This window comes from Halobacillus halophilus (assembly GCF_020171985.1).
Lineage (GTDB): Bacteria > Bacillota > Bacilli > Bacillales > Halobacillaceae > Halobacillus > Halobacillus halophilus_A.
Map to the genome: position 1 here is coordinate 46,084 of NZ_JAIVAL010000001.1, position 25,414 is coordinate 71,497.

Annotated in this window: 24 protein-coding genes; 17 read left to right on the plus strand and 7 right to left on the minus strand. The window is 39.8% G+C overall.

Going from position 1 to position 25,414, the window contains the following annotated elements:
• Positions 1–475 precede the first annotated feature (475 nt).
• From LCM11_RS00245 to LCM11_RS00285, 9 genes are all read left to right on the plus strand, one after another.
• A complete protein-coding gene (locus tag LCM11_RS00245; RefSeq protein WP_224892301.1) occupies positions 476–982 on the plus strand; it encodes a universal stress protein in 507 nt (168 codons plus the stop codon).
• Positions 983–1,160: 178 nt separating this feature from the next.
• Positions 1,161–2,153, plus strand: coding sequence for a LacI family DNA-binding transcriptional regulator (locus tag LCM11_RS00250; RefSeq protein ID WP_224892302.1), 993 nt, complete (start codon positions 1,161–1,163; stop codon positions 2,151–2,153).
• A gap of 246 nt (positions 2,154–2,399) precedes the next feature.
• Positions 2,400–3,686, plus strand: coding sequence for an ABC transporter substrate-binding protein (locus LCM11_RS00255; RefSeq protein ID WP_412098116.1), 1,287 nt, complete (start codon positions 2,400–2,402; stop codon positions 3,684–3,686).
• Between the two features lie 272 nt (positions 3,687–3,958).
• Positions 3,959–4,276, plus strand: coding sequence for a metal-sensing transcriptional repressor (locus LCM11_RS00260; protein WP_224892304.1), 318 nt, complete (start codon positions 3,959–3,961; stop codon positions 4,274–4,276).
• A gap of 13 nt (positions 4,277–4,289) precedes the next feature.
• Positions 4,290–6,695 (plus strand): heavy metal translocating P-type ATPase, encoded by a 2,406-nt coding sequence (locus LCM11_RS00265; protein WP_224892305.1) that lies wholly within the window; start codon positions 4,290–4,292, stop codon positions 6,693–6,695.
• A 149-nt stretch (positions 6,696–6,844) separates the two neighbouring features.
• The gene (locus LCM11_RS00270; RefSeq protein WP_224892306.1) at positions 6,845–7,171 is read left to right on the plus strand and encodes a four-helix bundle copper-binding protein; all 327 of its coding nucleotides are present in this window, start codon (positions 6,845–6,847) and stop codon (positions 7,169–7,171) included.
• Between the two features lie 145 nt (positions 7,172–7,316).
• Positions 7,317–9,353, plus strand: a complete 2,037-nt coding sequence (locus LCM11_RS00275; protein WP_224892307.1) for a heavy metal translocating P-type ATPase — start codon at positions 7,317–7,319, stop codon at positions 9,351–9,353.
• 402 nt (positions 9,354–9,755) lie between these two features.
• The gene (locus LCM11_RS00280) at positions 9,756–10,250 is read left to right on the plus strand and encodes an NUDIX hydrolase (RefSeq protein WP_224892308.1); all 495 of its coding nucleotides are present in this window, start codon (positions 9,756–9,758) and stop codon (positions 10,248–10,250) included.
• 414 nt (positions 10,251–10,664) lie between these two features.
• Positions 10,665–11,276: a metallophosphoesterase family protein gene (locus LCM11_RS00285; protein WP_224892309.1), complete on the plus strand. Its 612-nt coding sequence runs from the start codon at positions 10,665–10,667 to the stop codon at positions 11,274–11,276.
• Positions 11,277–11,317: 41 nt separating this feature from the next.
• On the opposite strand, the gene guaC is transcribed toward LCM11_RS00285, so the two are convergent.
• Positions 11,318–12,301: a GMP reductase gene (gene guaC / locus LCM11_RS00290; protein WP_224892310.1), complete on the minus strand. Its 984-nt coding sequence runs from the start codon at positions 12,299–12,301 to the stop codon at positions 11,318–11,320.
• Positions 12,302–12,628: 327 nt separating this feature from the next.
• On the opposite strand from guaC, the gene LCM11_RS00295 reads away from it, so the two are divergent.
• Both LCM11_RS00295 and LCM11_RS00300 read left to right on the plus strand, forming a co-directional pair.
• Complete coding sequence (locus LCM11_RS00295; protein WP_224892311.1) at positions 12,629–13,843, plus strand: EAL domain-containing protein; 1,215 nt, start codon at positions 12,629–12,631, stop codon at positions 13,841–13,843.
• A 177-nt stretch (positions 13,844–14,020) separates the two neighbouring features.
• Positions 14,021–15,127, plus strand: coding sequence for an NADH:flavin oxidoreductase (locus tag LCM11_RS00300; RefSeq protein ID WP_224892312.1), 1,107 nt, complete (start codon positions 14,021–14,023; stop codon positions 15,125–15,127).
• Positions 15,128–15,179: 52 nt separating this feature from the next.
• Here the strand turns inward: LCM11_RS00300 and LCM11_RS00305 are convergent, their stop codons facing one another.
• The 3 genes from LCM11_RS00305 to LCM11_RS00315 form a co-directional block, all read right to left on the minus strand.
• Complete coding sequence (locus LCM11_RS00305; RefSeq protein ID WP_224892313.1) at positions 15,180–15,419, minus strand: indolepyruvate ferredoxin oxidoreductase subunit alpha; 240 nt, start codon at positions 15,417–15,419, stop codon at positions 15,180–15,182.
• A gap of 94 nt (positions 15,420–15,513) precedes the next feature.
• Positions 15,514–16,380, minus strand: coding sequence for a pirin family protein (locus LCM11_RS00310; RefSeq protein WP_412098117.1), 867 nt, complete (start codon positions 16,378–16,380; stop codon positions 15,514–15,516).
• Positions 16,381–16,442: 62 nt separating this feature from the next.
• On the minus strand, positions 16,443–16,880 hold the full coding sequence (locus LCM11_RS00315; protein ID WP_224892315.1) for a MarR family winged helix-turn-helix transcriptional regulator: 438 nt from the start codon (positions 16,878–16,880) through the stop codon (positions 16,443–16,445).
• A 293-nt stretch (positions 16,881–17,173) separates the two neighbouring features.
• Between LCM11_RS00315 and LCM11_RS00320 the strand changes: the two genes are divergently transcribed.
• Positions 17,174–17,455: a YhdT family protein gene (locus LCM11_RS00320; RefSeq protein ID WP_224892316.1), complete on the plus strand. Its 282-nt coding sequence runs from the start codon at positions 17,174–17,176 to the stop codon at positions 17,453–17,455.
• Complete coding sequence (gene panF / locus LCM11_RS00325) at positions 17,452–18,918, plus strand: sodium/pantothenate symporter (RefSeq protein WP_224892317.1); 1,467 nt, start codon at positions 17,452–17,454, stop codon at positions 18,916–18,918. The genes LCM11_RS00320 and panF overlap by 4 nt, the downstream gene beginning before the upstream one ends.
• Before the next feature lie 51 nt (positions 18,919–18,969).
• Here the strand turns inward: panF and LCM11_RS00330 are convergent, their stop codons facing one another.
• Together LCM11_RS00330 and LCM11_RS00335 are read right to left on the minus strand one after the other, a co-directional pair.
• Positions 18,970–19,491, minus strand: a complete 522-nt coding sequence (locus LCM11_RS00330) for a hypothetical protein (protein WP_224892318.1) — start codon at positions 19,489–19,491, stop codon at positions 18,970–18,972.
• Between the two features lie 178 nt (positions 19,492–19,669).
• A complete protein-coding gene (locus tag LCM11_RS00335) occupies positions 19,670–20,659 on the minus strand; it encodes an ABC transporter substrate-binding protein (protein ID WP_224892319.1) in 990 nt (329 codons plus the stop codon).
• 200 nt (positions 20,660–20,859) lie between these two features.
• Here LCM11_RS00335 and LCM11_RS00340 point away from each other — a divergent pair, with 200 nt between their 5' ends.
• The 4 genes from LCM11_RS00340 (at position 20,860) to LCM11_RS00355 (ending at position 24,494) form a co-directional block, all read left to right on the plus strand.
• Complete coding sequence (locus LCM11_RS00340; RefSeq protein ID WP_224893062.1) at positions 20,860–21,864, plus strand: FecCD family ABC transporter permease; 1,005 nt, start codon at positions 20,860–20,862, stop codon at positions 21,862–21,864.
• Positions 21,861–22,904, plus strand: coding sequence for a FecCD family ABC transporter permease (locus LCM11_RS00345; RefSeq protein WP_224892320.1), 1,044 nt, complete (start codon positions 21,861–21,863; stop codon positions 22,902–22,904). The genes LCM11_RS00340 and LCM11_RS00345 overlap by 4 nt, the downstream gene beginning before the upstream one ends.
• A 277-nt stretch (positions 22,905–23,181) precedes the next feature.
• On the plus strand, positions 23,182–23,406 hold the full coding sequence (locus tag LCM11_RS00350) for a hypothetical protein (RefSeq protein ID WP_224892321.1): 225 nt from the start codon (positions 23,182–23,184) through the stop codon (positions 23,404–23,406).
• Between the two features lie 209 nt (positions 23,407–23,615).
• Complete coding sequence (locus LCM11_RS00355) at positions 23,616–24,494, plus strand: endonuclease I family protein (protein ID WP_224892322.1); 879 nt, start codon at positions 23,616–23,618, stop codon at positions 24,492–24,494.
• Positions 24,495–24,521: 27 nt separating this feature from the next.
• Here the strand turns inward: LCM11_RS00355 and LCM11_RS00360 are convergent, their stop codons facing one another.
• A complete protein-coding gene (locus LCM11_RS00360; RefSeq protein ID WP_224892323.1) occupies positions 24,522–25,367 on the minus strand; it encodes an STAS domain-containing protein in 846 nt (281 codons plus the stop codon).
• Positions 25,368–25,414 lie beyond the last annotated feature (47 nt).

Below are 25,414 nucleotides of genomic sequence, written 5' to 3' on the forward strand. Positions count from 1 at the left end.
AAAGCTTTAGCTTGAGGAGGCTCAGCACATGCCCACGGAAAGCGGAATCGTCCCCCGAAGGACCTTCCTCATAACCAATATCTCGAAACGGAGCCTTCCACAATCCGGCCCTTTAGCGTAATAAGCTTTTATGAAATTTACTATAAACTAACTTTACCGATGCCAAATTATAAGAATCGGAGTAAGAAGATTAATAAGAGTCCCTAATTACAAATTTTAACTACTGCCTTAGAAAATCTTTTCACTATTCCAGGTTCTTATCAGAAAAGCTTTTGCGAAAGAACTTAAATAGGCGAGAGGTGTAAAAGTTTAGGTCAGACTAACATTAGAAAATAAAGTTTTACATAATCTGTTAAGCAATTGTTATCTAACTATTAAATTAATACAGTCAACAGCGGGTATATATTAAATAAGCCCAACAAAATATGGGTGATGCTGGATATTCCTTATTCAATAGTGGAAAGGATGTAGTTTAATGTATAACAAAGTAGTCGTAGCATTTGATGGCTCAGAAGGAAGCGAGAAAGCTTTGACTCATGCAGTAGAATTAAGCAGAACCCAGCAATCAAAAATCTCTGTGGTATTTGTAGAGAAAGAAAAGGATAAATACAAAAATAATACAGGTTTTAACATGACCATGCGTAATGACATGACACTTGAAGAAGGAGGTGCTTACGTAGGGGGCTCTGAGGAGCGTATCAGTGAAAAAGAAGTGATCCAGAGTGAGCCAAGGGCCTACGCAGGCAACCACCCCATTTTTCTAGAGGTTAAAAGAAAACTTGAACATGAAAGGCTTCCTGTTCAATATGAATGGCTGGAAGGCGATCCAGTGAACCAAATATGTAATTTTGCTTCCACTCACGAAGCAGATTTAATTGTAATAGGAAGTCGTGGTCACAGTGGGATAAAGAAATTTGTGATCGGCAGTGTGAGTGAAAAAGTAGCTAAAGAATCGGATATTCCCGTTTTAATTGTAAAATGAAAAGAAGTCCGGGCAGATTGCCTGGACTTCTTTTTTGGATAGTGTCGCCTAATTATGGGTTTTCTAAGAAGGTCTGATTAATAAAAGATTTAAAATTAAATTGAATTATAAACAAAGTAAGGGGTAAAATGAATATGAAACTGATTTCATAACGAGCGTACCTGAGGGGAGAATTAAAATGCCAACGATTTCAGATGTAGCAAGGATTACTGGGCTATCAAAATCGACGATTTCACGAGTGATTAATAATCATCCTTATATATCAAGCGATAAAAGAGAAAAAGTATTAAAGGCTATGGAAGAAATCGGGTACTATCCAAACCCCTCCGCGAGAAGATTAAGAGGCCACACGACGAATACGATAGGTGTAATTGTTCCCAGGATTGTGAACCCTTTTTTTTCTTATTTAGTGAACTCTATTGAACAGGAAGCATTTAAAAACAATTATCAAGTTATTATTTTCCAAAGCAATGATCTCAAAGATAAGGAATTATATTTTCTTAACTTATTAAAAAACAGACAGGTAGATGGGATCATTATGACGTCAATAGAAAATGATTGGGAGACAATAGAACCTTTCATGCAATATGGTCCCATCCTGCTATGCAATGAGTATGTTAATCAATCTTCTGTATCTAAAGTAAGGTTGGATCAGAATAAGGGCGCGTATATGGGTACGGAACATTTAATTAACAAAGGACATCAAAAAATCGCCTATTGTACTGGGGGATTATTTGCCGGGTACGGACGTGATCTTGATCGAAATACTGGTTACCAAAAAGCTATGGATAAACACCATTTAACCCCTAATCCCAGCTGGATTTTTATTGAGAGACATTCCATTGAGGATGGAAAAAGTGTGGTGAAAGAAATACTATCTATGAATGATAAACCTACTGCCATTTTCTCTGGCAGTGATGAAGTAGCGGCAGGAATTATTATCGAAGCGAAAGAAAATGGTTTAAGGATTCCAGACGATTTAGCTGTAGTCGGTTTTGATGATCAGCCTCTTGCCGAAATCGTAGAACCCAAACTGACCACGATTAAACAACCCATTGATGAAATGGGAATTAAATCTGTAGAACTGTTGATCAAGATGATGAATAATAAAGATAGTTTGGCTGAAGAGGTTCAACTGCCCATTCAATTAATAGAAAGAGAATCTACGTAATTTTATGAATAGTTTAATTTTGTTGTTGAAAACGATTTCATAGTGCCGTATAATACAAATTAATTCTTGATTAGTATATTATCAGGAATTAATATTTCGGATAAATATGAAACCGATATCATATTTGGTGATTCTGTTATGGTTCGAGGAGGGATTCCTGAAAAGACTGGTATAATAAGCAATAAAGAATTAAAAAATTTTTGAGAGCTTATGAAACCGATATCATATAAAGGGAGGATGGAAAGTATGAAAACTTTTAAGTTATTAGCTCCGATTGTGTTGTCAGGTACTTTGCTTGCTGGTTGCTCATTTTCATCAGGTGGCAGTTCGGATAATTCAGAAGATAAAACGACCATTGAAATTTTTCAAGGGAAAGTAGAATTTAATGATCAGTTTGAAGCCTTGGCAGAACAATACGAAGAAGAGAATCCAAAGATTGATATTAAGATTAACAGTGTGGGTGGAGGATCTGATTATGCCAGCGCACTTAAAACACAATTTGCATCTGGGGAGGAACCGGAGATATTCAGTATTGCTGGACCGACCGAAGCAGCTAATTATGAACAGTATTTGGCTGATTTATCGGATACAAAAGCAAGGGAACTTGCTCTTAAGGGATCATTGGAACCAGTCACTAAAAATGGGGAAGTACACGGTCTTCCTTTTAATCAGGAAGGGTACGGTTTCATCTATAATAAGAAAATATTTGAAGAAGCCGGCATTGATGCAAAATCGATTAAATCCTATGAAGATCTGGAGAAAGCTGTGAAAACACTCGATAGTCAAAAAGATCAATTAGGCATTAAAGAAGTTTTTGCCTTTCCGGGAAAGGAAAAATGGGTCCCGGGTAATCACTTATCAAATGTTTATTTAGCGCCTGAGTTCAATCAATCTGTTTTAGAAGCTTATGAAGCAGAATCTGTAGAGTTTACCAAAGGAAAAGAATTTCAGAGAATGATCGACTTACAGGTGGATTATTCGATTCAGCCAACACTGAATTTAGACTATTCCCAACAAGTAGAGAAATACTTTGCGCTAGAAGAGGTAGCCATGATTCAGCAGGGGAACTGGATTTATCCTTCGGTTCATCAACTTGCCCCAGAATTCGCTGAAAATAATATGGGTATTATTCCAATTCCTGTAGAAGGACAAGAGGGTAAACTGCCGGTAGGAATTCCTAATTACTGGGCTGTAAACAAAAACAGCAACGATGAAATCATTCAGGCGTCTAAAGATTTTATTGACTGGATGTACACTTCAGAAGCCGGAAAAGAAGCTGTACTGCAAGACTTTAAATTTATTCCAGCTTATAAAGAGTTTGATACTTCTAAAATCGCTGATCCAATTTCACAGGAAATTTACAAGTATGCATCGGAAGAAAAAACCACAGGCTGGGTATTTCTTGGATATCCGGGCACATGGGGAGATTATCTCGGGGGAAATGTTCAAAAGTATTTAAGTGACAAAATGACCTGGGAGGAACTTGAAGCTGACTCCAAGAAGCAGTGGGAAAAAATGGACCAACAACAATAATATAAGCAGATCGACCATTCAGTTAGCACTGGATGGTTTTTTTTTATGAAATTAAGGAAAAAGTTCAAAATTAAACCTTCATTATTTGTCGAAACTTATCCTAACGACTATTATTGAGGTAGGGAAATCAACAATTCCTTTCACAGACATAATGAAGTTAATAAAATTTGGTCATTATGAAATATAAAAGAAACGATCCTCTTATATTTAGAGTTAAATTGTTGACTGAAAATACCTATAAGGGGTATATTGATAAAGAAGGAGCGAGAAAAATGGAAGAGAATACCTTACCAGAAAATAGCGGGAAAAAGCCGGTTACACCTAGAACAGATGAAGAAAAACAATCTGTCATTAATCGATTAAAGAGAATCGAAGGTCAAGTTCGCGGTGTACAAAAGATGGTTGAAGAAGACCGGTACTGTGTGGATACCCTTATTCAGATATCGGCTATTAACAAAGCTTTGAACCGAGTAGGCTATTCATTAATGGAGCGGCATACGCATCATTGTGTAGCCAGTGCGATTAGAAAAGGCGAAGGCGAAGAAGCCATTGATGAATTGATGAAGGTTGTCCAACAGTTCTCCAAATAAGGAGGATGAATGCATGAGTGAACAAAAAGAAATGAACGTGGGAATTACAGGAATGACATGCTCCGCTTGTTCTGCACGTATTGAGAAGGTTCTCAATAAAATGGATGGAGTCGAGGCCAGCGTTAATTTAACGATGGAAAATGCGACCATCACTTATAACAACGAGCAAGCACAGCCTCAAGAAATTAAAGAAAAAATTGAAAAATTAGGCTATGGTGTACAGACAGACAAAGTGGAACTCGATATCCACGGAATGACATGTGCTGCCTGTTCCACTCGTATCCAAAAAGGGTTAAGTCGTATGAACGGTATTGAAGAAGCTTCGGTGAATTTAACAACGGAAGCAGGCGTGATTGAATATCAGCCAGGGTTAGTTTCCACGGATCAAATTATAGAAAAAGTTAAAGATCTAGGCTACGACGCCGTAATTAAAAAAGACCGTGATGAGCAGAAAGATTACAAGGAGGAAGAGCTTAAAAGGAAAAAACGCCAGCTATTCCTGTCTATCATTCTTTCTTTACCCCTTCTATATACGATGATCGGGCACTTGCCTTGGGATTTAGGCATTCCTGTTCCAAAGTTAATGATGAATCCATGGTTTCAGTTTGTTTTAGCTACACCGGTTCAATTTTATATCGGTGCTCCTTTCTATATCGGGGCTTACCGGGCCTTGAAGAATAAAAGTGCCAATATGGATGTGCTTGTAGCTTTAGGTACGTCCGCTGCTTATTTTTATAGCGTGGCGGAAGGGATCAGATGGCAGTTGAATCCAGACATCATGCCGGAATTGTATTTTGAAACCAGTGCCGTTCTGATTACATTAATCCTGGTTGGTAAATTATTTGAATCTCTAGCTAAAGGGAGAACGACACAGGCGCTGACGAAACTTCTGAATTTGCAAGCCAAGGAAGCAACTGTGCTGCGGAATGAAACAGAAGAGAAAATTCCAGTGGATCAAGTTGAAGTAGGAGATGTCCTCCTTGTTAAACCAGGTGAGAAAATACCGGTAGATGGTACAATTATAAAAGGTACAACGTCTGTAGATGAATCGATGATTACTGGAGAATCCCTTCCCGTAGAGAAGTATGAGAAAGAAACAGTGATTGGTTCTACCATCAATAAAAATGGAACGATCCAAATGAAGGCTGAGAAAGTCGGGAAAGACACAGCCCTCGCAGGGATTGTGAAAATAGTGGAAGAAGCCCAAGGATCTAAAGCCCCTATTCAACGGACAGCGGATGTTATTTCCGGTATTTTTGTTCCGATTGTAGTGGGCATTGCGGTCATTACATTTGTGGTTTGGTATGCATTGGTTTCTCCCGGTCAACTTCCTCCTGCGCTTGAAGCAGCCATAGCAGTATTGGTTATTGCATGCCCATGTGCGCTTGGTCTTGCTACACCTACATCCATCATGGTAGGTACCGGTAAAGGCGCTGAACAGGGAATCCTCTTTAAAGGAGGAGAATACTTGGAGGGTACTCAAGGACTGACTACTATTCTGCTTGATAAAACTGGTACGGTTACAAAAGGTAAACCGGAAGTCACGAACTTTGATACTGTCCAGTCCCATCAAACAGAGGTTCTTGGTTATCTGGCGGCCGCTGAAAAAGCTTCTGAACACCCACTTGCTGAAGCTATTGTAAATTACGGGGAAGAGAATGGCGTTACGCCGCAGGAAGCGGAAGAGTTCGAAGCCATCCCCGGGTATGGAATTAAAGCTAGAGTAGGTGGAAAACAGGTCTACGTCGGTACAAGAAAACTAATGAAGCGTGAAACAATTGATTACACCGAGCTTGAGGATACTATTACTAAACATGAGAATGAAGGAAAGACAGCGATGCTAATTGCTATAGAAGGGGAACTTGCAGGCTATGTTGCGGTGGCAGACACGATCAAAGAAACCTCAAAGCAAGCGATCCAGGACCTCAAAGAATTAGGACTTAGCATTTACATGGTAACAGGTGATAACGAACGAACAGCTAAGGCGATAGCTTCTCAGGTGGAAATTGACGGGGTTTATGCTGAAGTTCTTCCTGAAGAAAAGGCTGAGAAGGTTAAAGAACTACAGGAAAAAGGAGAAAAAGTGGCTATGGTCGGAGATGGAATTAATGATGCTCCTTCTCTTGCTACAGCAGACATTGGTATTGCGATTGGCACAGGTTCAGATGTAGCCATTGAAACGGCGGATCTCACTTTAATCGGCGGCGATCTTGAGAACTTAAGCAAAGCGATCAAGCTCAGTCGTAAAACCATGGCCAATATTAAACAAAACATGTTTTGGGCCTTAGCTTATAACTCTGCCGGTATTCCGGTTGCTGCTATCGGCTTACTTGCTCCATGGGTAGCAGGAGCGGCTATGGCTTTCAGTTCTGTCAGTGTGGTTAGCAATGCTCTTCGTCTAAAAAGAGTCAAAATATAAGTGTGAAAATTTAAAAACTCGCCTGCTGGCGGGTTTTTTTTCTATGTATTTTTACAAATTTGGATTTTTTATGGAAAAATTGTTTAACGGCATACGGGTATAGGGTAATTGGATTTATGTAATCAATTTTAAAGGAGGATGTTTAATTTATGTCTCATGAACAGTATCAGTCCGTAATTGAATCACTTCACGAATGTATGGAAGCTTGTAATCACTGCTATGATGCTTGTCTAAAAGAAGACAATGTAGCTCATATGGTGGATTGCATCCGTCTTGACCGCGAATGTGCAGATATGTGCGGATTCCTTGAGCAGGCCTTAGTAAGGAATACTCCTTTTGCTAAAGAGCTCGCGAGTGTATGCGCTCAAATGTGTGAAGCATGCGGTAATGAGTGCAAAAAACATGATCATGACCACTGCCAGAAGTGCGCAGAAGCGTGCTTCAAGTGTGTTGACGCTTGTAAAAGCATAGCTTAATAAGATTGGTACATGCTAAAGGTCACAAGCTCTTTTTAAAGAGCTTGTGATTTTTTTTGCAGTCATATTAATTATTTTAAGTTTATAAATACCCCTACGCGGTAAAAGTATAAATGTGATATTTTTTGATTAGGAGGAATAAACGATGAATCATCAACATAATCACACAGATGCTCAAGATGAAGAGCATCATCATGAACATGATGAACATGGAAACCACGAGGGACATGAAGGTCACGATCATGGCAGTATGATTGAGGATTTTAAACGCAGGTTTTATATTTCCTTATTAGTAACGATACCTATTCTTATTTTGTCACCCATGATTCAGGACTTTATTGGATTAGAATTTTCCTTTCCTTATGACCAATATGTGTTGTTTGGATTAGCAACTTTCGTCTTCTTTTATGGTGGATGGCCTTTTCTTAAAGGATCGATTGATGAACTTAAAAATAAAAACCCAGGAATGATGACTCTAATAGGTTTGGCTATTGTCGTTGCATATGGATATAGTTCCCTGGTTATTTTTGGTTGGTCAGGCCGTAACTTCTTCTGGGAACTGGCGACTTTGATCGATATTATGCTTCTTGGCCATTGGATTGAAATGAAATCCGTGATGGGCGCATCAAATGCGCTTCAAGAGTTAGTAAAACTCATGCCTAACGAAGCTCACCGATTGAATGCAGATGGAAAAACAGAAGATGTGCCACTCAGTGAACTTGGTGCAGATGACTTGGTACTTGTGAAACCAGGAGAGAAAATACCGGTAGATGGTATTATAACTGAGGGGAAATCTGCCATAGACGAATCCATGCTGACGGGCGAATCCGTACCGGTAGAAAAAGGAAAAGATCACGAAGTTATAGGCGGCTCTATAAATAAAGAAGGCAGCTTGACCATTCAAGTTCAAAAAACGGGAGATGACACGTATCTATCCCAGGTTATTACCCTCGTTCAAGAAGCTCAGAACTCTAAATCAAGAGCCCAGGATTTCGCGAACCGGGCAGCTAAGTGGTTGTTTTATTTAGCACTTGTATCTGGAATCAGTACGTTTATTATATGGATGGTTCTGGGCTTTCCTTTTGATACAGCTGTCGAGCGAATGGTCACGGTAATGGTTATTACCTGTCCCCATGCTTTAGGGCTTGCTGCTCCACTTGTTGTAGCCGTGTCGACCTCCTTGTCCGCCAAGCAAGGTCTGCTCATTAGAAATCGTACTCAATTCGAAAATGCGAGAAATATTGATGCCGTTATTTTTGATAAAACAGGAACACTTACTAAAGGGGAATTCGGCGTTACAGACATTGTCCCTCAGGAAAGTTTTGAAACGAATCAATTGCTGTACTGGGCGGCAAGTGTTGAACAAAACTCTGAGCACCCTCTTGCACAAGGAATATTGGACAAAGCTCAACAAGAAACTGTTTCCTTAAGTAAAGTGGAAGAGTTCGAGTCCATGACTGGACAGGGACTTCAAGGAAAAGTGGAGAATAGACTTGTAAAAGTAGTAAGTCCGGGCTATGTGCAGGACAAGGGATACTCTTACGATACAAAAACATTTAATTCGTTATCAGAAGAAGGAAAAACAGTTGTCTTTGTTTTGATTGATCAGAACTACGCAGGAATGATCGCTCTAGCTGATATGGTACGTGAGTCTGCGAAAGAAACCGTAGCTGAATTAAAGAAAAACAACATTCGCTCCGTTATGCTTACAGGTGATAACCAAAAGGTAGCAGACTGGGTAGCTAAGCAAATCGGTATAGACGAAGTATATGCAGAAGTCATGCCTGATCATAAATCCGATCAAGTAAAGAAAATTCAGGATGAAGGACGAAAAGTCGCCATGACAGGAGATGGAATAAATGATGCTCCGGCTCTCGCTACCGCCGATGTAGGTATCGCTATTGGAAGCGGTACAGATGTTGCAGTGGAAACAGCTGATATTGTTCTTGTAAAAAGCAATCCAAAAGACATCCTTTCCATTCTCAAACTATCGAAAAACACCTATAAGAAAATGGTCCAGAATCTGTGGTGGGCTGCTGGCTATAATATTTTCGCCATTCCTTTAGCGGCAGGAGTTCTTGCTCCAGTTGGAATTGTTCTAAGTCCAGCCGTTGGAGCTATCTTAATGAGCTTCAGTACCGTTGTCGTAGCCATCAATGCAAAGTTATTAAAAGCAGATTAGGTGGATCTTGTCAGTTAGAACCCAGGGGGCGTGCAGTTTTCCGAAACATAGTTCGTCCCCTCTGGCTTTCTGAATAGTATAAAAAACAAGGAGTCCCTTTACTAATAAAAGATGGGTAAAAATACTGAGAGAGTTTATTCTCTTGTATTTGGTTATTAGATGTATCGCTATAATACATTTGTCTTAAACCTTAATTCGTACAGAATTTCCTTCTAGTGATACTTTGAAAACTTAAATTGTAAATTTCGAAGTTTTTCTACCACTATCACAATCTTCGTGTAAATATTTAATAGGATTAACATGAAAAGATGCCAAAATTAGTCAGACTTTTCAAATATCTATAAATTATAATTGTATTAAATAGATAAACAGAATAGGTAAACTTAAAGAGGAGGAGGTCTATTGACTACGATTCATGTTAATTGGGGAGCATCGAGAGTGAATTTAACATGGAGATATGCTAAGCAGCTGCCTGCCAGAAATTTGATTACAAGTGTTCACGGTCTTTGTTTTAAAGGGGATCGGTTGCTTTTAGTAAATCTTAACTATAGAGGTTGGGACTTCCCGGGCGGACATTTGGAACCAGAAGAAACCCCTTTGGAGTGTTTTAAACGTGAAGTGATGGAGGAGGGATATGTCTCTGGGGAGTGTAAACACTTAGGTCATATTGTGGTTGATCATTGTAATACACCAAAATGGAATGATTACAGTCTTTATCCCAAAGTGGGTTATCAGGTTTTTTACCGAATGGAAATCGAAAATCTTTATGTATTCAGAGGAGAGTATGAATCCGTAGAAAGAATGTTTGTAGATCCCAGGGAAGTACATCATTACTATTACGACTGGAATGAAATCTGCCAGGAAATATTGGATTATGCTTATTATATTAAAAATTAAAGGATGAACAGCATATACCTTTCTTCTGAAGTGCTGACTTTCCGGAAAACTCTAGATACTGTGAGACTCAGTTTCAAGATAAATACAGGCTTAGTACATTCTCGGAGAGCGATTTCTTCATTAGAATCTCGAAACTGAGTCTTAAATTATCCGAGCATAGGTTCCATTTAAGAGATTGATACCATCCTTGACCGGAACCTCTAAATAAAAGGTTATCCATAGAAGACAGGCTCTTCCAGAGGAGGGAAGGCCTGTTTTCTCATGGGTTCTATTACAAATAGGTTACAATTAGTATGTAAGGGTTTGATGAGCTTCAAAAAAAGAAATAGATAAATAGTATTTACCTGTACCTATTTTTCCAGGTTACGAAGTTGTTACTGCAATTTAGCGGCAGGTTAAAGGAGGAATTGATCCATGCGTTATCTTGTAGTTTCTGATATACATGGAGATATTGAAAAATTTGAGGACGTCTTACAAGAGGCTTCTTACAATCCAAAGGAAGATCAGTTGATTCTGCTTGGAGATTATGTAGATAGAGGTCCTTGTTCTAGAGATGTAGTTGCAAAGGTCATTGATCTTGTGGAGAATGATGGAGCCATTGCTATTAAAGGAAATCACGACGATTTATTTATACGTTCTAAATATGAAAAGGAAGCTAAGAAACTATGGGATTTGAACGGAGCTTCCACAACTTTTAAGTCTTATAATGGAAATATGGATGAACTTCGGGAACATCAGGAATGGATGGAGAATAATCTGAGGCTTTATTATGAAACGGAAGAATATATATTCGTACATGCTGGATTAATGCCGCATATTCCTCTTCAGGAACAGGAAGAACAAACGATGCTTTGGACTCGGCAGACGGCCAGGATAGGGCTTGGTAAAACCGTGGTTCACGGACATACACCTGTGAGGCACATTGCTTATTATGAAGATCAGGTGGATATAGATACCGGCGCTGTATACGGAGGCAAGTTATCTCTGTTAGAACTTCCGTCCCATGAAGTTTATACAGCCACATAAAGAAAGGAATGAGCCTGAATTAGCTCATTCCTTTTTTTCGTTTAATAGGCACGATCTCCATTAAATATAGAGTTTTTGACAATCACATAATCTACCGTTCTCAATGCTTCCAGCTTGTTTCCGCCTGCATAGGAAATGGAAGATTGAAGGTCCTGTTCCATTTCTTCGAGAGTATCCCCCAGGCTGCCTTTATGCTCCACATACATTTTCTTGCCTTCTACATTTTTCTTTTCGCCTTTTTGGAATTCAGATGCAGACCCAAAGTATTCCTTAAAACGTTTGCCGTCTTTCTCAAATGTCTCTCCTGGAGATTCTTCGTGACCGGCAAATAGAGAACCAATCATAACCATAGTGGCACCGAAACGAATGGATTTTGCTATATCACCATGAGTTCGAATGCCTCCATCCGCGATAATTGGTTTGCTGGCCGCTTTGGCGCACCAGCGCAATGCAGCCAGCTGCCACCCGCCTGTACCAAATCCGGTTTTAATTTTAGTAATACATACTTTCCCTGGACCGATTCCGACTTTAGTTGCGTCAGCTCCTGCATGTTCAAGTTCTCTAACCGCTTCCGGTGTTCCTACGTTTCCAGCGATTACAAAGCTTTCAGGCAGATGGTGCTTAATATGCTGGATCATTTCTATAACGGCGTTGGAATGCCCGTGAGCAATATCAATGGTTATATAATCTGGTATCAATTTTTCAGAGGCCAGCTGCTCGATAAATCGGTACTCTTCCTTTTTTACACCGACACTAATGGAAGTAAACAAATCGCGTTCCATCATATCTTTGATAAACGTGTATCTGGCTTCGGGTTCAAAGCGATGCATAATATAAAAATACCCATTTTCAGCTAGATATAGAGCGATTTTCTCGTCAATAATCGTTTGCATATTTGCGGGTACTACCGGTAACTTAAACTGTCTGCTGCCCAGCATAACGGTTGGATTACACTCTGAACGGCTGTTTACAACGCATTTAGCAGGAACAAGCTGAATATCTTCATAGTCAAATACATTTTCCATATTTTTCACTCCTGAAAACGAATATTTAAAAATACAAACAAATAATCGTTCGTCTATTAGTTAATTTACCGTATATATTTTACTCTGTCAAAGACTTAAATGAGTTTTTTATTGTTTTATTCTGTTGAAAAATAGATAGATTTCTATAATAATATGAGGAAGAGTTACCTTTCCATCAGTGCTAAGCAGGAATTTACTACATAAAAGTAGAAATAACAGGAGAAGTGGATAAACAATCACAGGATTAATGAGGGTTTTAAAATGAAGAGAGAGACAGCATATATGGACACATCTGGAAATAGAGAAAGTCATGCAGGAGGGGGAACAATGGATCCATTGGATATTGTGGGAAATCTGGATCAAATTAAGCCTGTTTATCACCCTGTAGTAAGTGCGATAAGACATGATGTGGTCGGATACGAAGTACTGGGCAGGTATTATAACGGGCGCGAATGGATAAGTTTGGGGTTCTTTTTCCATGATGACGATGTGCCGGAGGAATTTAAAGTAGAAGTTGACCAGCATTTGTTGAAATTAGCCCTTTCACAGATGATTGAATCTAACCAGGACGGCTTGTTATTCATCAATCGAAATGCGAAACAATTAATGGTGAATAATGGCGAGGATCTATTAGACACGCTTCTCCAGTTTCAAAAACAGGGGTTTTCTATGGAGCGAGTCGTGCTTGAAGTGACCGAACATGATTTTGATGAGGAATTTGAAGTGTTAAGCAACTTGCTGCTTTATTACAAAACGTATGGTATCCAAATTGCAGTGGATAATGTAGGGGCGAGAAGCTCAAATATTGACCGCATTCGTCAATTGGAACCACATATTTTAAAGATCAATACAGCCATAATCAGACAGCACAATTCTGATGGATTTCAGGATATTATGTACTCATTATCCATGCTTGGAAGACGTATAGGAGCAGCTTTGCTTTTTGAAAACATTGAAGATGAATCTCAACTTTACTTCGCATGGAAACACGGAGGGAGATATTATCAGGGTCATTATTTAGCGAGGCCGGAATTTTCGCTTATTGATACAAAGTCCCTTTCTTTAAATGTGAGTACTAAAATAGCCCATTATATTAGACGTGAAAAATCGCTCGTGGAGCAAAGGTTGAAGTATATCCTGTTATGGGAAAAGAAAATTAAAGAATTACTTCCTAAATGGGAAGGTCAGAAGAAAGTAGATGCATTTATCCAAACGGCAACCTCTGAATTTAGTGAGGAAAGCTTTCGGATGTTCGTGTGCAACAGTGATGGTCAGCAAGTTTCCTCAAACTTTAATAAGCATGAAAACACTTGGGAAATCGATCCGGATAAACGAGGTTCCAACTGGGCATTCCGGCCTTATTTCTTAGAAAACGTTATGCAAATGCAAACATGGAACAAAGGTATTCTTTCTGAGATTTATTCGGATATTGAAACAAAGGATTTAATTCGGACATTTAGCTTTCCTCTATCAGCTGAGTATTTTCTATTTATTGATATTCGTTATTCCTATTTGTATGATCATGAATGTTTATTAATTTAATATGAAAGCAGTAAGTGGAAAATTAGGAGAGATGCTGAACCTTTAGGGGTTCAGCATTTTTTGGTTTATTATATTTACTTATACCTTGTGTGGTGTGGCTATAAACAGATTGCTTTCTTTCGCTTCGTGGATTTGCCATAATACTTCTTGCAAGAATGAAAGAGGAGGATTTGAAAAATGACTAATAATACGAATCAATCAACCGAACCATTATTCCAAACATTTAATAGCGATAATCTTGTATTAGAAAACCGTACGGTCATGGCACCAATGACCCGAGGATTTTCACCCGGCAACATTCCAGATCAGAACGTGGCTGATTACTATCGCCGTCGTGCTGAAAATGGAGTGGGGCTGATTGTTACTGAAGGAACCGGCATTAATCATCCAGCATCGGTATCAGGAGCCAGTATCCCTGTTTTTCACGGGGAAAAAGCATTGGAAGGATGGAGCAATGTTGTAAAACAGGTTCATGATGCAGGCGGAAAAATTGTACCCCAGCTATGGCATGTAGGGATGACAAGAAGCAAAGGAGATCTGCCAAATGAGGAAGCTCTTCCAGTAGGTCCATCCGGTTTGAGTCTTGATGGTGAACCGGTAACGGAGCCTCTTACAGAGCAGGAGATCGGTGAATTAGTTGAAGCTTATGCACAAGGCGCAGCGGATGCTAAACGTTTAGGATTTGATGGGATTGAGATCCATGGTGCTCATGGCTATCTAATTGACCAATTCTTCTGGGCAAATACAAACCGCCGCTCAGATCGTTATGGTGGTGATCTTGTAGGTCGTACTCAATTTGCTGTAGAAGTGGTAAAAGCATGTCGTCGTGAAGTCGGTCCCGACTTTCCGATTATTTTCCGTTTTTCTCAATGGAAAATGAATGATTTCAAAGCTAAACTTGCTGAAACCCCGGATGAATTAGAACGTTTTCTACAACCTCTTGTGGAAGCGGGTGTCGATATCTTCCATTGTTCTACCCGCCGATTCTGGGAAGCAGAATTTGAAGGCTCTGATCTGAACTTAGCAGGATGGACGAAGAAATTAACAGGTAAGCCTGTTATTTCAGTGGGATCCGTTGGGCTGGATGGAGAGTTTACGAGTTTTTCTGGTGCTAATACAACCAGTCTCGATGGTCTTGTTGAAAAACTTGATCAGGAAGAATTCGATCTCGTAGCCATTGGCCGTTCTTTATTAATGGACCCTGAATGGGTAAGGAAAGTGCGTGAAGGTCAGGAGAATGATTTACTGCCTTTTGATAAAGAAGCGCTGCAAAAATTATATTAAATCATTATTCTAATAAAAGCGCCAAATCCACACTAGGATTTGGCGCTTTTTTCTATATATTACCGAAAAATTTTTCTGCTTTATCCAAGTAAGGCTCTTCATCAGGTGTCATTTCATATTCTTCGACAATAGCATCTACAGGGCAGGCTGCCACACATGCTCCGCAGTCGATACAAATGTCTGGATTAATATAAAATTGATCCGGGCCTTCTGCGATACAATCTACAGGACAAACGGTAACACATTCTCCTGCTTTTTCTGATTCGCACGGGCTGGTTATTACAAAAGCCATAATAGCCCTCCTTTCATTATAATTTTAGTGCCATTAAATGTTTTTTTTAACTTTACCATAACCTGATTATGGATAAATTTACATTCATGGCTTTTTATTCAGCAGGAGGTCCGAACTTGCCTTGATTGAAGTCAAGATAAGCCTGCTTAATTTCATCCATCGAATTCATAACAAATGGACCATAAGGAACGATGTTCTCTCTAATTGGAGCACCAGAATAAACAAGGATTTTAGTTTGACGTTTGTTAGCTCTGATTTTTAGTTCACTGGATTGATGCTCATTTCCTTTATCCTTATAGGTGAGTGTTGCCACACCATGTTTATTAAGCTCGGTACTGCTTGTCCCGGCGGATATACTTCCGGCTAATACGTAAAGAAAGGCGTTATGGTCCTCAGGTATATAATGAGAAAGTTCGGCACCATCAGACAGAGTAATCTCACTTAATGTAAAAGGAACAATAGATTCTAAAGGCCCTTTAACTCCTGCAATGTTTCCGGAAAAAACCTTTATGGACCCACCGTCAAACGAAACAACAGGCGCCTTTTCAGAGTACACATTCTGATAAATCGTATCCGTATTTCTTTTATCTTTAGGAAGGTTTAACCATAGTTGAAGGGTGTGCGCGATATCATCTTCCACACCATCTTCTGCATGACGAGCAGCCCATCCCGCATTCATGTACTGAACGTCACCTGGCTCAAGAATATCATGTCCTCCGCCGTTGTCGATATGTTCAAGACGGCCATCCACTACATAGGTAACGGTTTGAAACCCGCGATGGGGGTGGTCAGGAAACGTGCCTTTTTTAAACCAGTCCTCCGCCATTAGAATGAACGGATCGAATTCTGCCCAGCGGTCTACGGGTAGTACCCATCCTTTTTGGATAGCCGGGAAACCCATTTCATTATATTTTACATACCATGAATCTTTCACATCTCTTTTAAAGTATGTTTCATCCAATTCTATCATCCTTTCTAATCAATTTGCTATTGCTGTTGTTTTAAAAATTTATATAAATGATGTTATTCGGGGAATTCATTGAAGTTTTCGTCTATCTTGTTAAGAAGATGTTCTAATTGCTCTTTCTCTTTACTCGTTAGATTTTTAGTGGCAATCTTATTGAATTCTTCAGTCACTGGCATTATTTCCTCCCGTAATTCGCTGCCGGTTGTCGTGAGATAAAGCTCCAGTGAACGGCGGTCTTCTGTTGAGTATTTCCTAGTAATAAAACCTTTACTCTCCAAGCTGGAAGCCATACGGGCAATGTTCGTTTTATCTTTATTTAACTTCTTGGCGATCTGTCTCTGGTTTAGTCCATCTTCTTCCCAGAGAAGCATCATAATGAGATTCTGTTCGGGTGCAAGATTGTATGGTTCAAGTCTCGATTTAATATAATTCGTCAATTTTAAATCGGTGCGATGGATTTTAATGGTGATATAATCTTCAAAAGATAACTTCAAGGTACATCCCTCTCTTGGTCTGCCATCACAAAATAGTTGCTACACATACTAATTAATATAACTACAGATTAAGAAATAAAAACAGGTTTGTCAAAAGAACGGCTTTAGGTCTTTTAAACTAGATAAGTCAAATCGTCAGTAACAGGTTTCTGCTAAAACTACGAGTTTATGTTCTTGAACCATCCCATTCAACTCATATAAAATGAAGCGGTTAGATTCTGTATATTCACATATAGGTGTTATGGTAAAAATATAGCTTTTCTACTGAAATCTACTAAATAAGGAGTCCATGTATGAGAAAAACGAAACGATTCAAGGAGGATGCAAGGTATCGTGTAGCTAATCGAGAAGCTTTAATCGGGCTTGTGCTGGTCATGATTAATTTTGCATTGTGGTTTGGGTTTGCCTATGGACTGGGTTCAAAACCCGTAGAAGAATATAGTTATATTTGGGGACTGCCGGCCTGGTTTTTCTACAGCTGCATTGCCTCGACTGTTTTAGTCGTTGTATTAGTGATGCTTGCTGTTAAGTTTCTGTACAAAGAAGTGTCGTTTGAAGAGGAGGATGAAGAATGAACGGGGAGGTAATTATACCGCTTTTATTATTTCTGATGATTATTTTCTTCGTAGGTTTCTATGCCTCTAAGCATATTAGATCCACCTCGAACTTTCTCCAGGAATATTTTCTTGGAAGCAGACAGCTGGGGGGATTTATCCTTGCCATGACGATGACGGCTACATATGGAAGTGCAAGCAGTTTCGTAGGAGGACCCGGAGTAGCTTACACGATGGGACTTGGATGGGTACTGCTTTCAATGTCTCAACTGGCGACTGGATACTTTGTGCTTTCTGTGCTTGGCAAAAAGTTTGCCATCATGGCGAGGAAAATTAGAGCGGTTACGTTAATTGATTTTCTAAAAGAAAGATATCAGAGTAAATGGGTAGTCATTTTATCAGCAGCAAGCATTATTATTTTTCTATTTTCAGCAATGGCTGCTCAATGGGTTGGCGGAGCCCGGTTAATCGAATCGCTCACTGGTCTATCCTATACAACCGCATTGTTTATATTCGCGGTATCCGTATTGGTTTATGTCATTATTGGCGGTTTTCGTGCGGTAGCAATTACGGATACCATTCAAGGTGTAGTCATGTTTGTGGGTACACTGGTCATTTTAATAGGAACCATTATTGCCGGCGGCGGCATAGGGAATATTATTTCTGATTTAACTGCAGAAAACCCAGCTCTTATATCACCATTTGGCTCCGATCAATCTCTTACTCCGCTATACGTGTCTTCATTCTGGGTACTAGTAGGAGTAGGTGTGGTCGGACTGCCCCAGGTAGCCGTACGAGCGATGTCTTACAAGAATTCCAGAGGCATGCATAAAGCTCTTATTATAGGAACGATTGTAGTAGGGTTCATCATGCTTGGTATGCATCTTACGGGGGTATTTGCCCGCTCAGTACTTCCGGGTATAGAAGTAGGGGATACAGTCATGCCCAAGATTGCGATGGAGGTTCTGCCTAACTGGCTGGCAGGAATTGTGCTCGCAGCACCCATGGCAGCTATTATGTCTACGGTTGACTCTCTGCTGCTGTTGGTTAGCTCTGCGGTTGTTAAAGATGTTTATTTGAACTATGTAAAACCGGAAGCAGATGATCAAACGATTAAACGCTTCAGTATAAGTGTAACGGCTATTATTGGGGTACTTGTTTTCGCAATGGCAGTTAAGCCCCCAGAACTGTTAATTTGGCTGAATCTCTTCTCATTTGGAGGATTGGAGGCTGCTTTTATCTGGCCAGTAATTATGGGGCTTTATTGGCAGAAGGGGAACGCGAGTGGGGCCCTTGCTTCCATTATTACAGGAGTAGGGAGTTATATTCTGTTTCATTCGCTTATGCCGAACGCTTTTGGTATGCATACGGTGGTCCTGCCAGTAATTTTATCCCTGATGGCTTATGTAAGTGTAAGTCTGGTTACACTTCGTCATCATCAGGAGGTTCAAGCTGAAGTATATGAAAAACTTTGGAGCGCTTAACCATAAGTAAACAAGAAGCGGAAATTTCAGGTTAACTGAAGTTTCCGCTTTTTACTGAGCTTTTGGAGGTATAAGAAATACAAACTTAACCGAGGCTGTAGTTACCGTTGAGCTTCCCCAGGAAGCATCAATAATGTAAGTCATATTCTTATCCTTTTCACCTTTAATCGTTATGGACTGATTGGTTATTTTTTCTTCAACAGCAGTACCACCTTGAATTTTTTGATAAGAGAGAAAATCAGGTTTAGAAAAGCTTTCTGGAAACTTAATTTGGACTTTATCTCCTACTTCCGCATTGATTAAGCCTGGCTTAATGGCTTCTTTTAACTGGTCAAGACTGTCCGTTACTTTAATTCCCTTCTGACTAAAATCTTCACATTCAGCTTGTGCCAGACATTCAATATAGTATTTGGCCTGATAGTCCTGACCTTTGTACATGAACACCACCTCATCTAATTCCCTTTCGGTTATATTCACGGATGTAGCCTCATTTTCCGGATTGGATGGAGTTGTATCCTGAGAACATCCTGCGATTATTAGGATGACGATCAAAAGACTAATGAATCGACTCATAAACGAACCTACTTTCTGCAGAACTTTTTTCCTATCTTGGATTTTACAATGTTCCCGCTCACATCACAAACTAGATGGGATATGATCTTTCGTTTTTTCTCATTAACCAGCCCGTAAAGAAATAACATAATCATTATAAAAAAGGAATGGCCGCATTATCTGGCCATTCCTTTTCAGCTTACTCTTCATTTTCTAAAAAGTATTTCTCCAAATCATCTACCATCTCATTAGCCGCTATATATCCACCGGCAGTGTTCCAAATCGCATCACTTACTTCATGAACGTCTCCAGATTTCACTACATCAAGGTTCTGGAAGAGCGGATCGTTTAACCATTCTTCTTGAAGATTGCTTGCAGCTCCATCTCCTGGTTCATAAGTGAAGTAGAAGAGGACGTCTCCATCCATAGCTGGAATTCTTTCTTTCGTCGCTTTTTCCATAAAATCATTTACATCCTGAGATTCAGGACGCTCGAACCCGATTTGTTCCAGAATGACACCGGAGAAAGAATCTTTATGATAGATTCGTACATGGTCCGGCAAGAAACGGATGACCGATACTTTTTGATTTAATTTATCTCCAGCTTGGTCGGCAAAATCATTTAGTCTTTGATCATATTCGTCGATCAGCTGTTGACCTTTATCTTCCATATTTAGAGCTTCAGCGTATGTCATGAAATTACTTTGCCACTCACCACGTAGTTTTTCAGAGAAGATCGTAGGGGCAATTTTGTTTAACTTTTCATAAATATCTTCCTGACGCTGTTTGTTACCAATGATTAAATCAGGTTCAAGTTCAAGGATTTTTTCAATATTTACATTAGATTCGTCCCCTACAACTTCTACACCTTCCATTTGGTCACTGATATGATCGTACCATGGATCGCCTGTCCAGGATTTAACTGCTCCTACAGGTTTAACTCCCATAGCAAGAAGTGCTTCCGTGCCTTCATTAGTCAGGATGACAACACGCTCTGGTTTTTCTTCTACCGTTGTTTCTCCCATAGCATGTTCGATTGTGTATGGCTCAAAGTTTTCAGATCCAGAATCACCAGAATTATCCCCACCGTCCTGGGTGGTATCTTCTTCAGAAGAAGAATTTCCGCAAGCAGATAAAACTAATGAAAGAACCATCAATAGAGCAAATGGTGCTAAGTACCTTTTTAACATAATAATAGCAACTCCCTAATTGAATATGATTATCATTTACAATAAGAGATTATATAAAATCGAGGTAGAAGTCAATAGATTTTGTCATATTTCTGTAGTTAAATTGAAAATGATTCTCAAATTCGTTGACACTCAAACATTCTACAAATAGACTTATTACTAGGATTTGGGAAGTTATAAGTTTGAAAGGACAAGGTTTTATGGTACTTCATTCAACAGCCTGGAAGGGGATAGGGATCTTCATAGGAGTATTGGTACTCCTCCTGTCTACCTTAGCCAGTGTTATTTTAGGATACACGGATGTGAATTTCACGGATGTCTATGAGGCATTTTTTCATTTTGATCAATCTAATAAACACATCATTATTACGGATGTAAGGTTTCCGCGAGCTATTATCGCAGCTTGTGTAGGTGCTTCTTTAGCCATGGCTGGAGTATTAATGCAGGCTTTAACAAGAAATGCTTTAGCCTCACCAGGAATATTCGGGGTTAATGCTGGGGCTTCCTTTTTAGTGGTCCTTGCAATCGCTTATTTTCCTGCTGTACCTTTCGGCGGGCTAACGTGGATATCGTTTGCTGGGGCTGCGCTTGCGGCAATTACCGTATATGCGATTGGTTCAATTGGGAGAGAAGGACTGACACCTATGCGGCTTACACTTGCTGGAGCCGCCATTGCAGCACTTTTTTCTTCTTTCACTCAAGGAATGCTTGTATTAAATGAAAAAGCACTTGATGAAGTTTTGTTCTGGCTCGCAGGATCTGTCCAGGGCAGAGACCTCGAGCACTTAATTCCAGTTCTTCCTTATTTGGCAGTTGCCTGGCTTGGTGCCCTATTTATTGCTCGTCATATTAACATTCTCCTAATGGGGGAAGACGTGGCTCAGGGCTTAGGTCAGCGTACAGTTTGGATAAAAGCCGTAACAGGGCTCATTATTATCCTATTGGCTGGCGGTGCTGTAGCGGTTGCAGGCCCTATTGGTTTTGTTGGAATTGTGGTTCCGCACTTTGCAAGGTGGATGGTCGGCCAGGATCATCGCTGGGTTGTACCTTATTCAGGAATTCTGGGAGCCGTTTTACTGCTGTTAGCGGATATTGGTGCCAGGTACGTGATCATGCCGGAAGAGGTGCCTGTAGGCGTGATGACAGCAGTGATAGGGACGCCTTTCTTCTTCTATATAGCGCGTAAAGGGGGAGAAAGCTCATGAGTAAAGAAACTTCTATTCGCCATTCAAGAAACACATATGATACTAAAACGATAACAATTTTGAGTATATTAACATTAGTTTTATTGATTGTTTTCCTATTTTCAGCTTCATTGGGACAACTTTTTGTTCATCCCGTGGATGTATTAAAGGTTTTTGCCGGACAGGGAGAAAGCTCAAATCAAATGATTGTTAATTCCTTTCGAATGCCACGAATTCTGAATGCTTTATTTGTGGGAATGGCACTCGCTGTAAGCGGAGCTATTCTGCAGGGGATGATTCGAAATCCGCTGGCTTCGCCTGATTTTATAGGTCTTACAGGAGGTGCAGGCGTTGGGGTCGTGGCGTTTCTGGCCGTTTTCAGTAACGACGATAATGCTTTAACCGTTAGTATAAGCTGGATGCCTCTGGCTTCTTTTGCAGGTGCTGCTATTGTAGGGATTTTGCTTTATGTTCTCGCTTATAAGAATGGTATTTCCCCTATGAGATTAATCATCATTGGAGTCGGCATATCAGCTCTTACACAAGCCATTATCACTACGCTCATGATTGTAGGTCCTATTTACCGGGCTTCTCAGGCAAACATCTGGCTTACAGGCAGTGTGTATGGTTCTAATTGGGAAGAGGTGAGAATCATTATCCCCGTCGTAGTGGTATTATTGTTCCTTTCGCTAGTGGTAGCGAGAAGGATTAATGCCCATGAGCTTGGAGACGAAACAGCTGCCGGTATTGGAGCTAACTTGAATAGGGACCGGCTTATTTTCCTGATTCTAGCTACCGCGCTCACAGGCATTGCTGTAGCATTTGCTGGCGGAATTGGCTTTGTAGGGCTAATGGCTCCGCACATTTCCAGACGGCTTGTGGGGTCCTCTTATGGATCTCTCATTCCTATATCGGCTTTAATCGGCGCTATTCTTGTTATGGGAGCAGACTTAATCGGCCGGACTGTATTCTTACCTTTAGAAGTTCCTGCTGGAGTGTTTACAGCTACTATAGGAGCACCCTATTTTATTTTCCTTCTATTTACAAGCAAACGTTCTTAAAAAGAAGTCCAACAGGGCTTCTTTTTTTTGAGATAGTTAGGTACCTGATTTTTCATAATACTTTTATCAAACTGTGTAAGATACCCGATTTGAAATGATTCAAGAAACCAATTGTTCCGTTACAAATGGTTGCAGTATGCGAACTCCCTCCAAATTCTCAGAAGCCTGTCTGCCAAACTGATCTATAAGCTAGTGTAAGGGGTATTAATTTAACCATTTATTAGATTATGAGAAAATATCTGTGAAAAGTCTGAATATAAAGGAGGATACTTGCATAATGATCAGCGGGTTTTGGTTTTTAATGATTATCATTTCTTTACTTGTATTGCCATTGCTCTATGGTATGCTTAGGGATTTTTTTGGAGGGAACACCAATCGCTTCTATGGAGATGAACTGAACAAGCAGAGGAAAACGAAGAGAGAAAAAGCATATGACAAAGCGCATGAGAAAACGGCCAAATACTATGAAAGAGGAGGAAACGGAGGGGGTGGAGACTTATAAAGAGAAGATCTCCTTTAGGATAGTCAAATCTTCTCTATAGTTAATCATAAAATTATTATGTAAACTAAAGCTGATATGGATATGCAATTTAAGCACACATCACCAACAGGAGCTTTTAAAAACCTAAAGTCGTATAATATTGAAGTAGTACCCTATGGAACAGGGGTAGTTAGGGAGGAGCGAGCTTTCTCAGAAAAGGAGGAACATCAATGGGGCAAAAATTTGAAAAGCGTCAGCCACCAACTCGTGCAGATGTAAAGCAGCTGGAACAGCGTCTGTTACAAACTAAAACAACAGTTGAGAATATCTTGAAAGATCAGAGATTGTATTATGACCCAGATAAGTCCGAGCAATCCATAAAAAGCTACTATAGGAACATCAACTTTCAAGAAGCTAATCGAAAAGCAATAGAAGACTTAATACAATCCAGCCACCATAAAAAGGTTCTCTATGATCCTGGCGAATATGTATATCCCTGGGTTGATTTACGACCAGATGGAAAGCTTAGAAGCATTTATTCAGGTGAAGCAAGAGAACCTGAAGATGTCATTCAGGAAGATTTCGAAGCTTATTTGAAAATGAAAGCGGCCTCTGAAGAAACGGAAAACCCGAGCGAATTCTCAACTCTTTTGAAATACAACTGTGAACACGTGGTTCCTCAGTCCTGGTATGATAAAAAAGAACCCATGCGCGGCGATCTTCATCATCTGTTTACATGTGACCCTCAATGTAACTCAATAAGAAGTAACTATCCTTATTACGATTTTGCAAATTACCCCGTGCAAGAGGCAGGCGTAAATCGCGTAGAAAGCCATTGTGGGAAAACAGAAAATGAATATTTTGAGCCCGAATATGCAAAAGGTACGGTTGCTCGATCCATGCTGTATTTCTTGATAAGATATCCCGAAGAAATTGAACCTGTACACAGAAAGAAAGTAAATGAAGAGCTACTCCTTCAATGGCATGAGGCTGAACCTCCAAGTTTATATGAACACCATAGAAATGAGGCGATTTATTCCATTCAGGGAAATCGCAATCCTTTTATTGACTTTCCTGAACAAATGAGAACAGTATTTTACACTCAATGATAAAACCCCTTTTACAGCAGGAAGCTGTTAAGGGGTATTTACTCGTTTTAATCCAAATTTAGCCAATGCTTGCTGAAGGGTAGCACACGTATGAATATTGCTAAAGTCGATTCCTAATGATGTGATAGTCTGAGCAATGGAAGGGCGAATCCCTGTAATACTTGTTTCAATGCCGAGTAGTTTTAACGACTGAATAATGTTAAAGAGTTCATTACTTACCATAGTATCTAAGATAGGGACCCCGGATATATCAAAGATGACCTGCTCTATCTCGGTTCCACTTGTTTCGGTTAAAGTGACTTCTTTAATAAGTTCCGCTCGATTCGTATCGATTTCCCCAACGAGGGGTATAACTACTAGTCCTTCCGCTACAGGTACTACAGGTACTGACAATTCCTCCATTGCACTATAAGCTGTAGCAGCCAGCTGACGATTATGGTTTTCGTGTACTTCTCCAAACACCCTGACCACTAAGTCCATCAGCCGATCTATTTTTTTCGTAGTCTCTATTACAGTTTTCGGAGATATTTTCTCTAGTTCCAGTTCCTCCTGGAAGAAATCCCAAATGATAGGTTGATAGGCAGAAATAATTCGGAGGGATTCAGTTAAGGATATCCCATATTCAATTGTAAGAGAGGAAACCTTCCATGCCCAGCGCTGAACCTTTTCATATACCTCATCTTCCTCTTTAAATAATATTTCACCGGAAAGCTCCACAAGCTCTTCTCGCACATTCATATACTCCTTTTCGTCGGAGCCTCGTTTCTCCAAATTTGCCTGAGAAATAGTAGGTATATGATTACTATAGGTTTTAGCCAACTGGTATTTGTGATCAATGATTTTCTCGCCAATATATTTAAATTCTCTATGCATCTAATTCTCCTTAGGATTAAATAATGGAATCGCTCACCCATAATAAG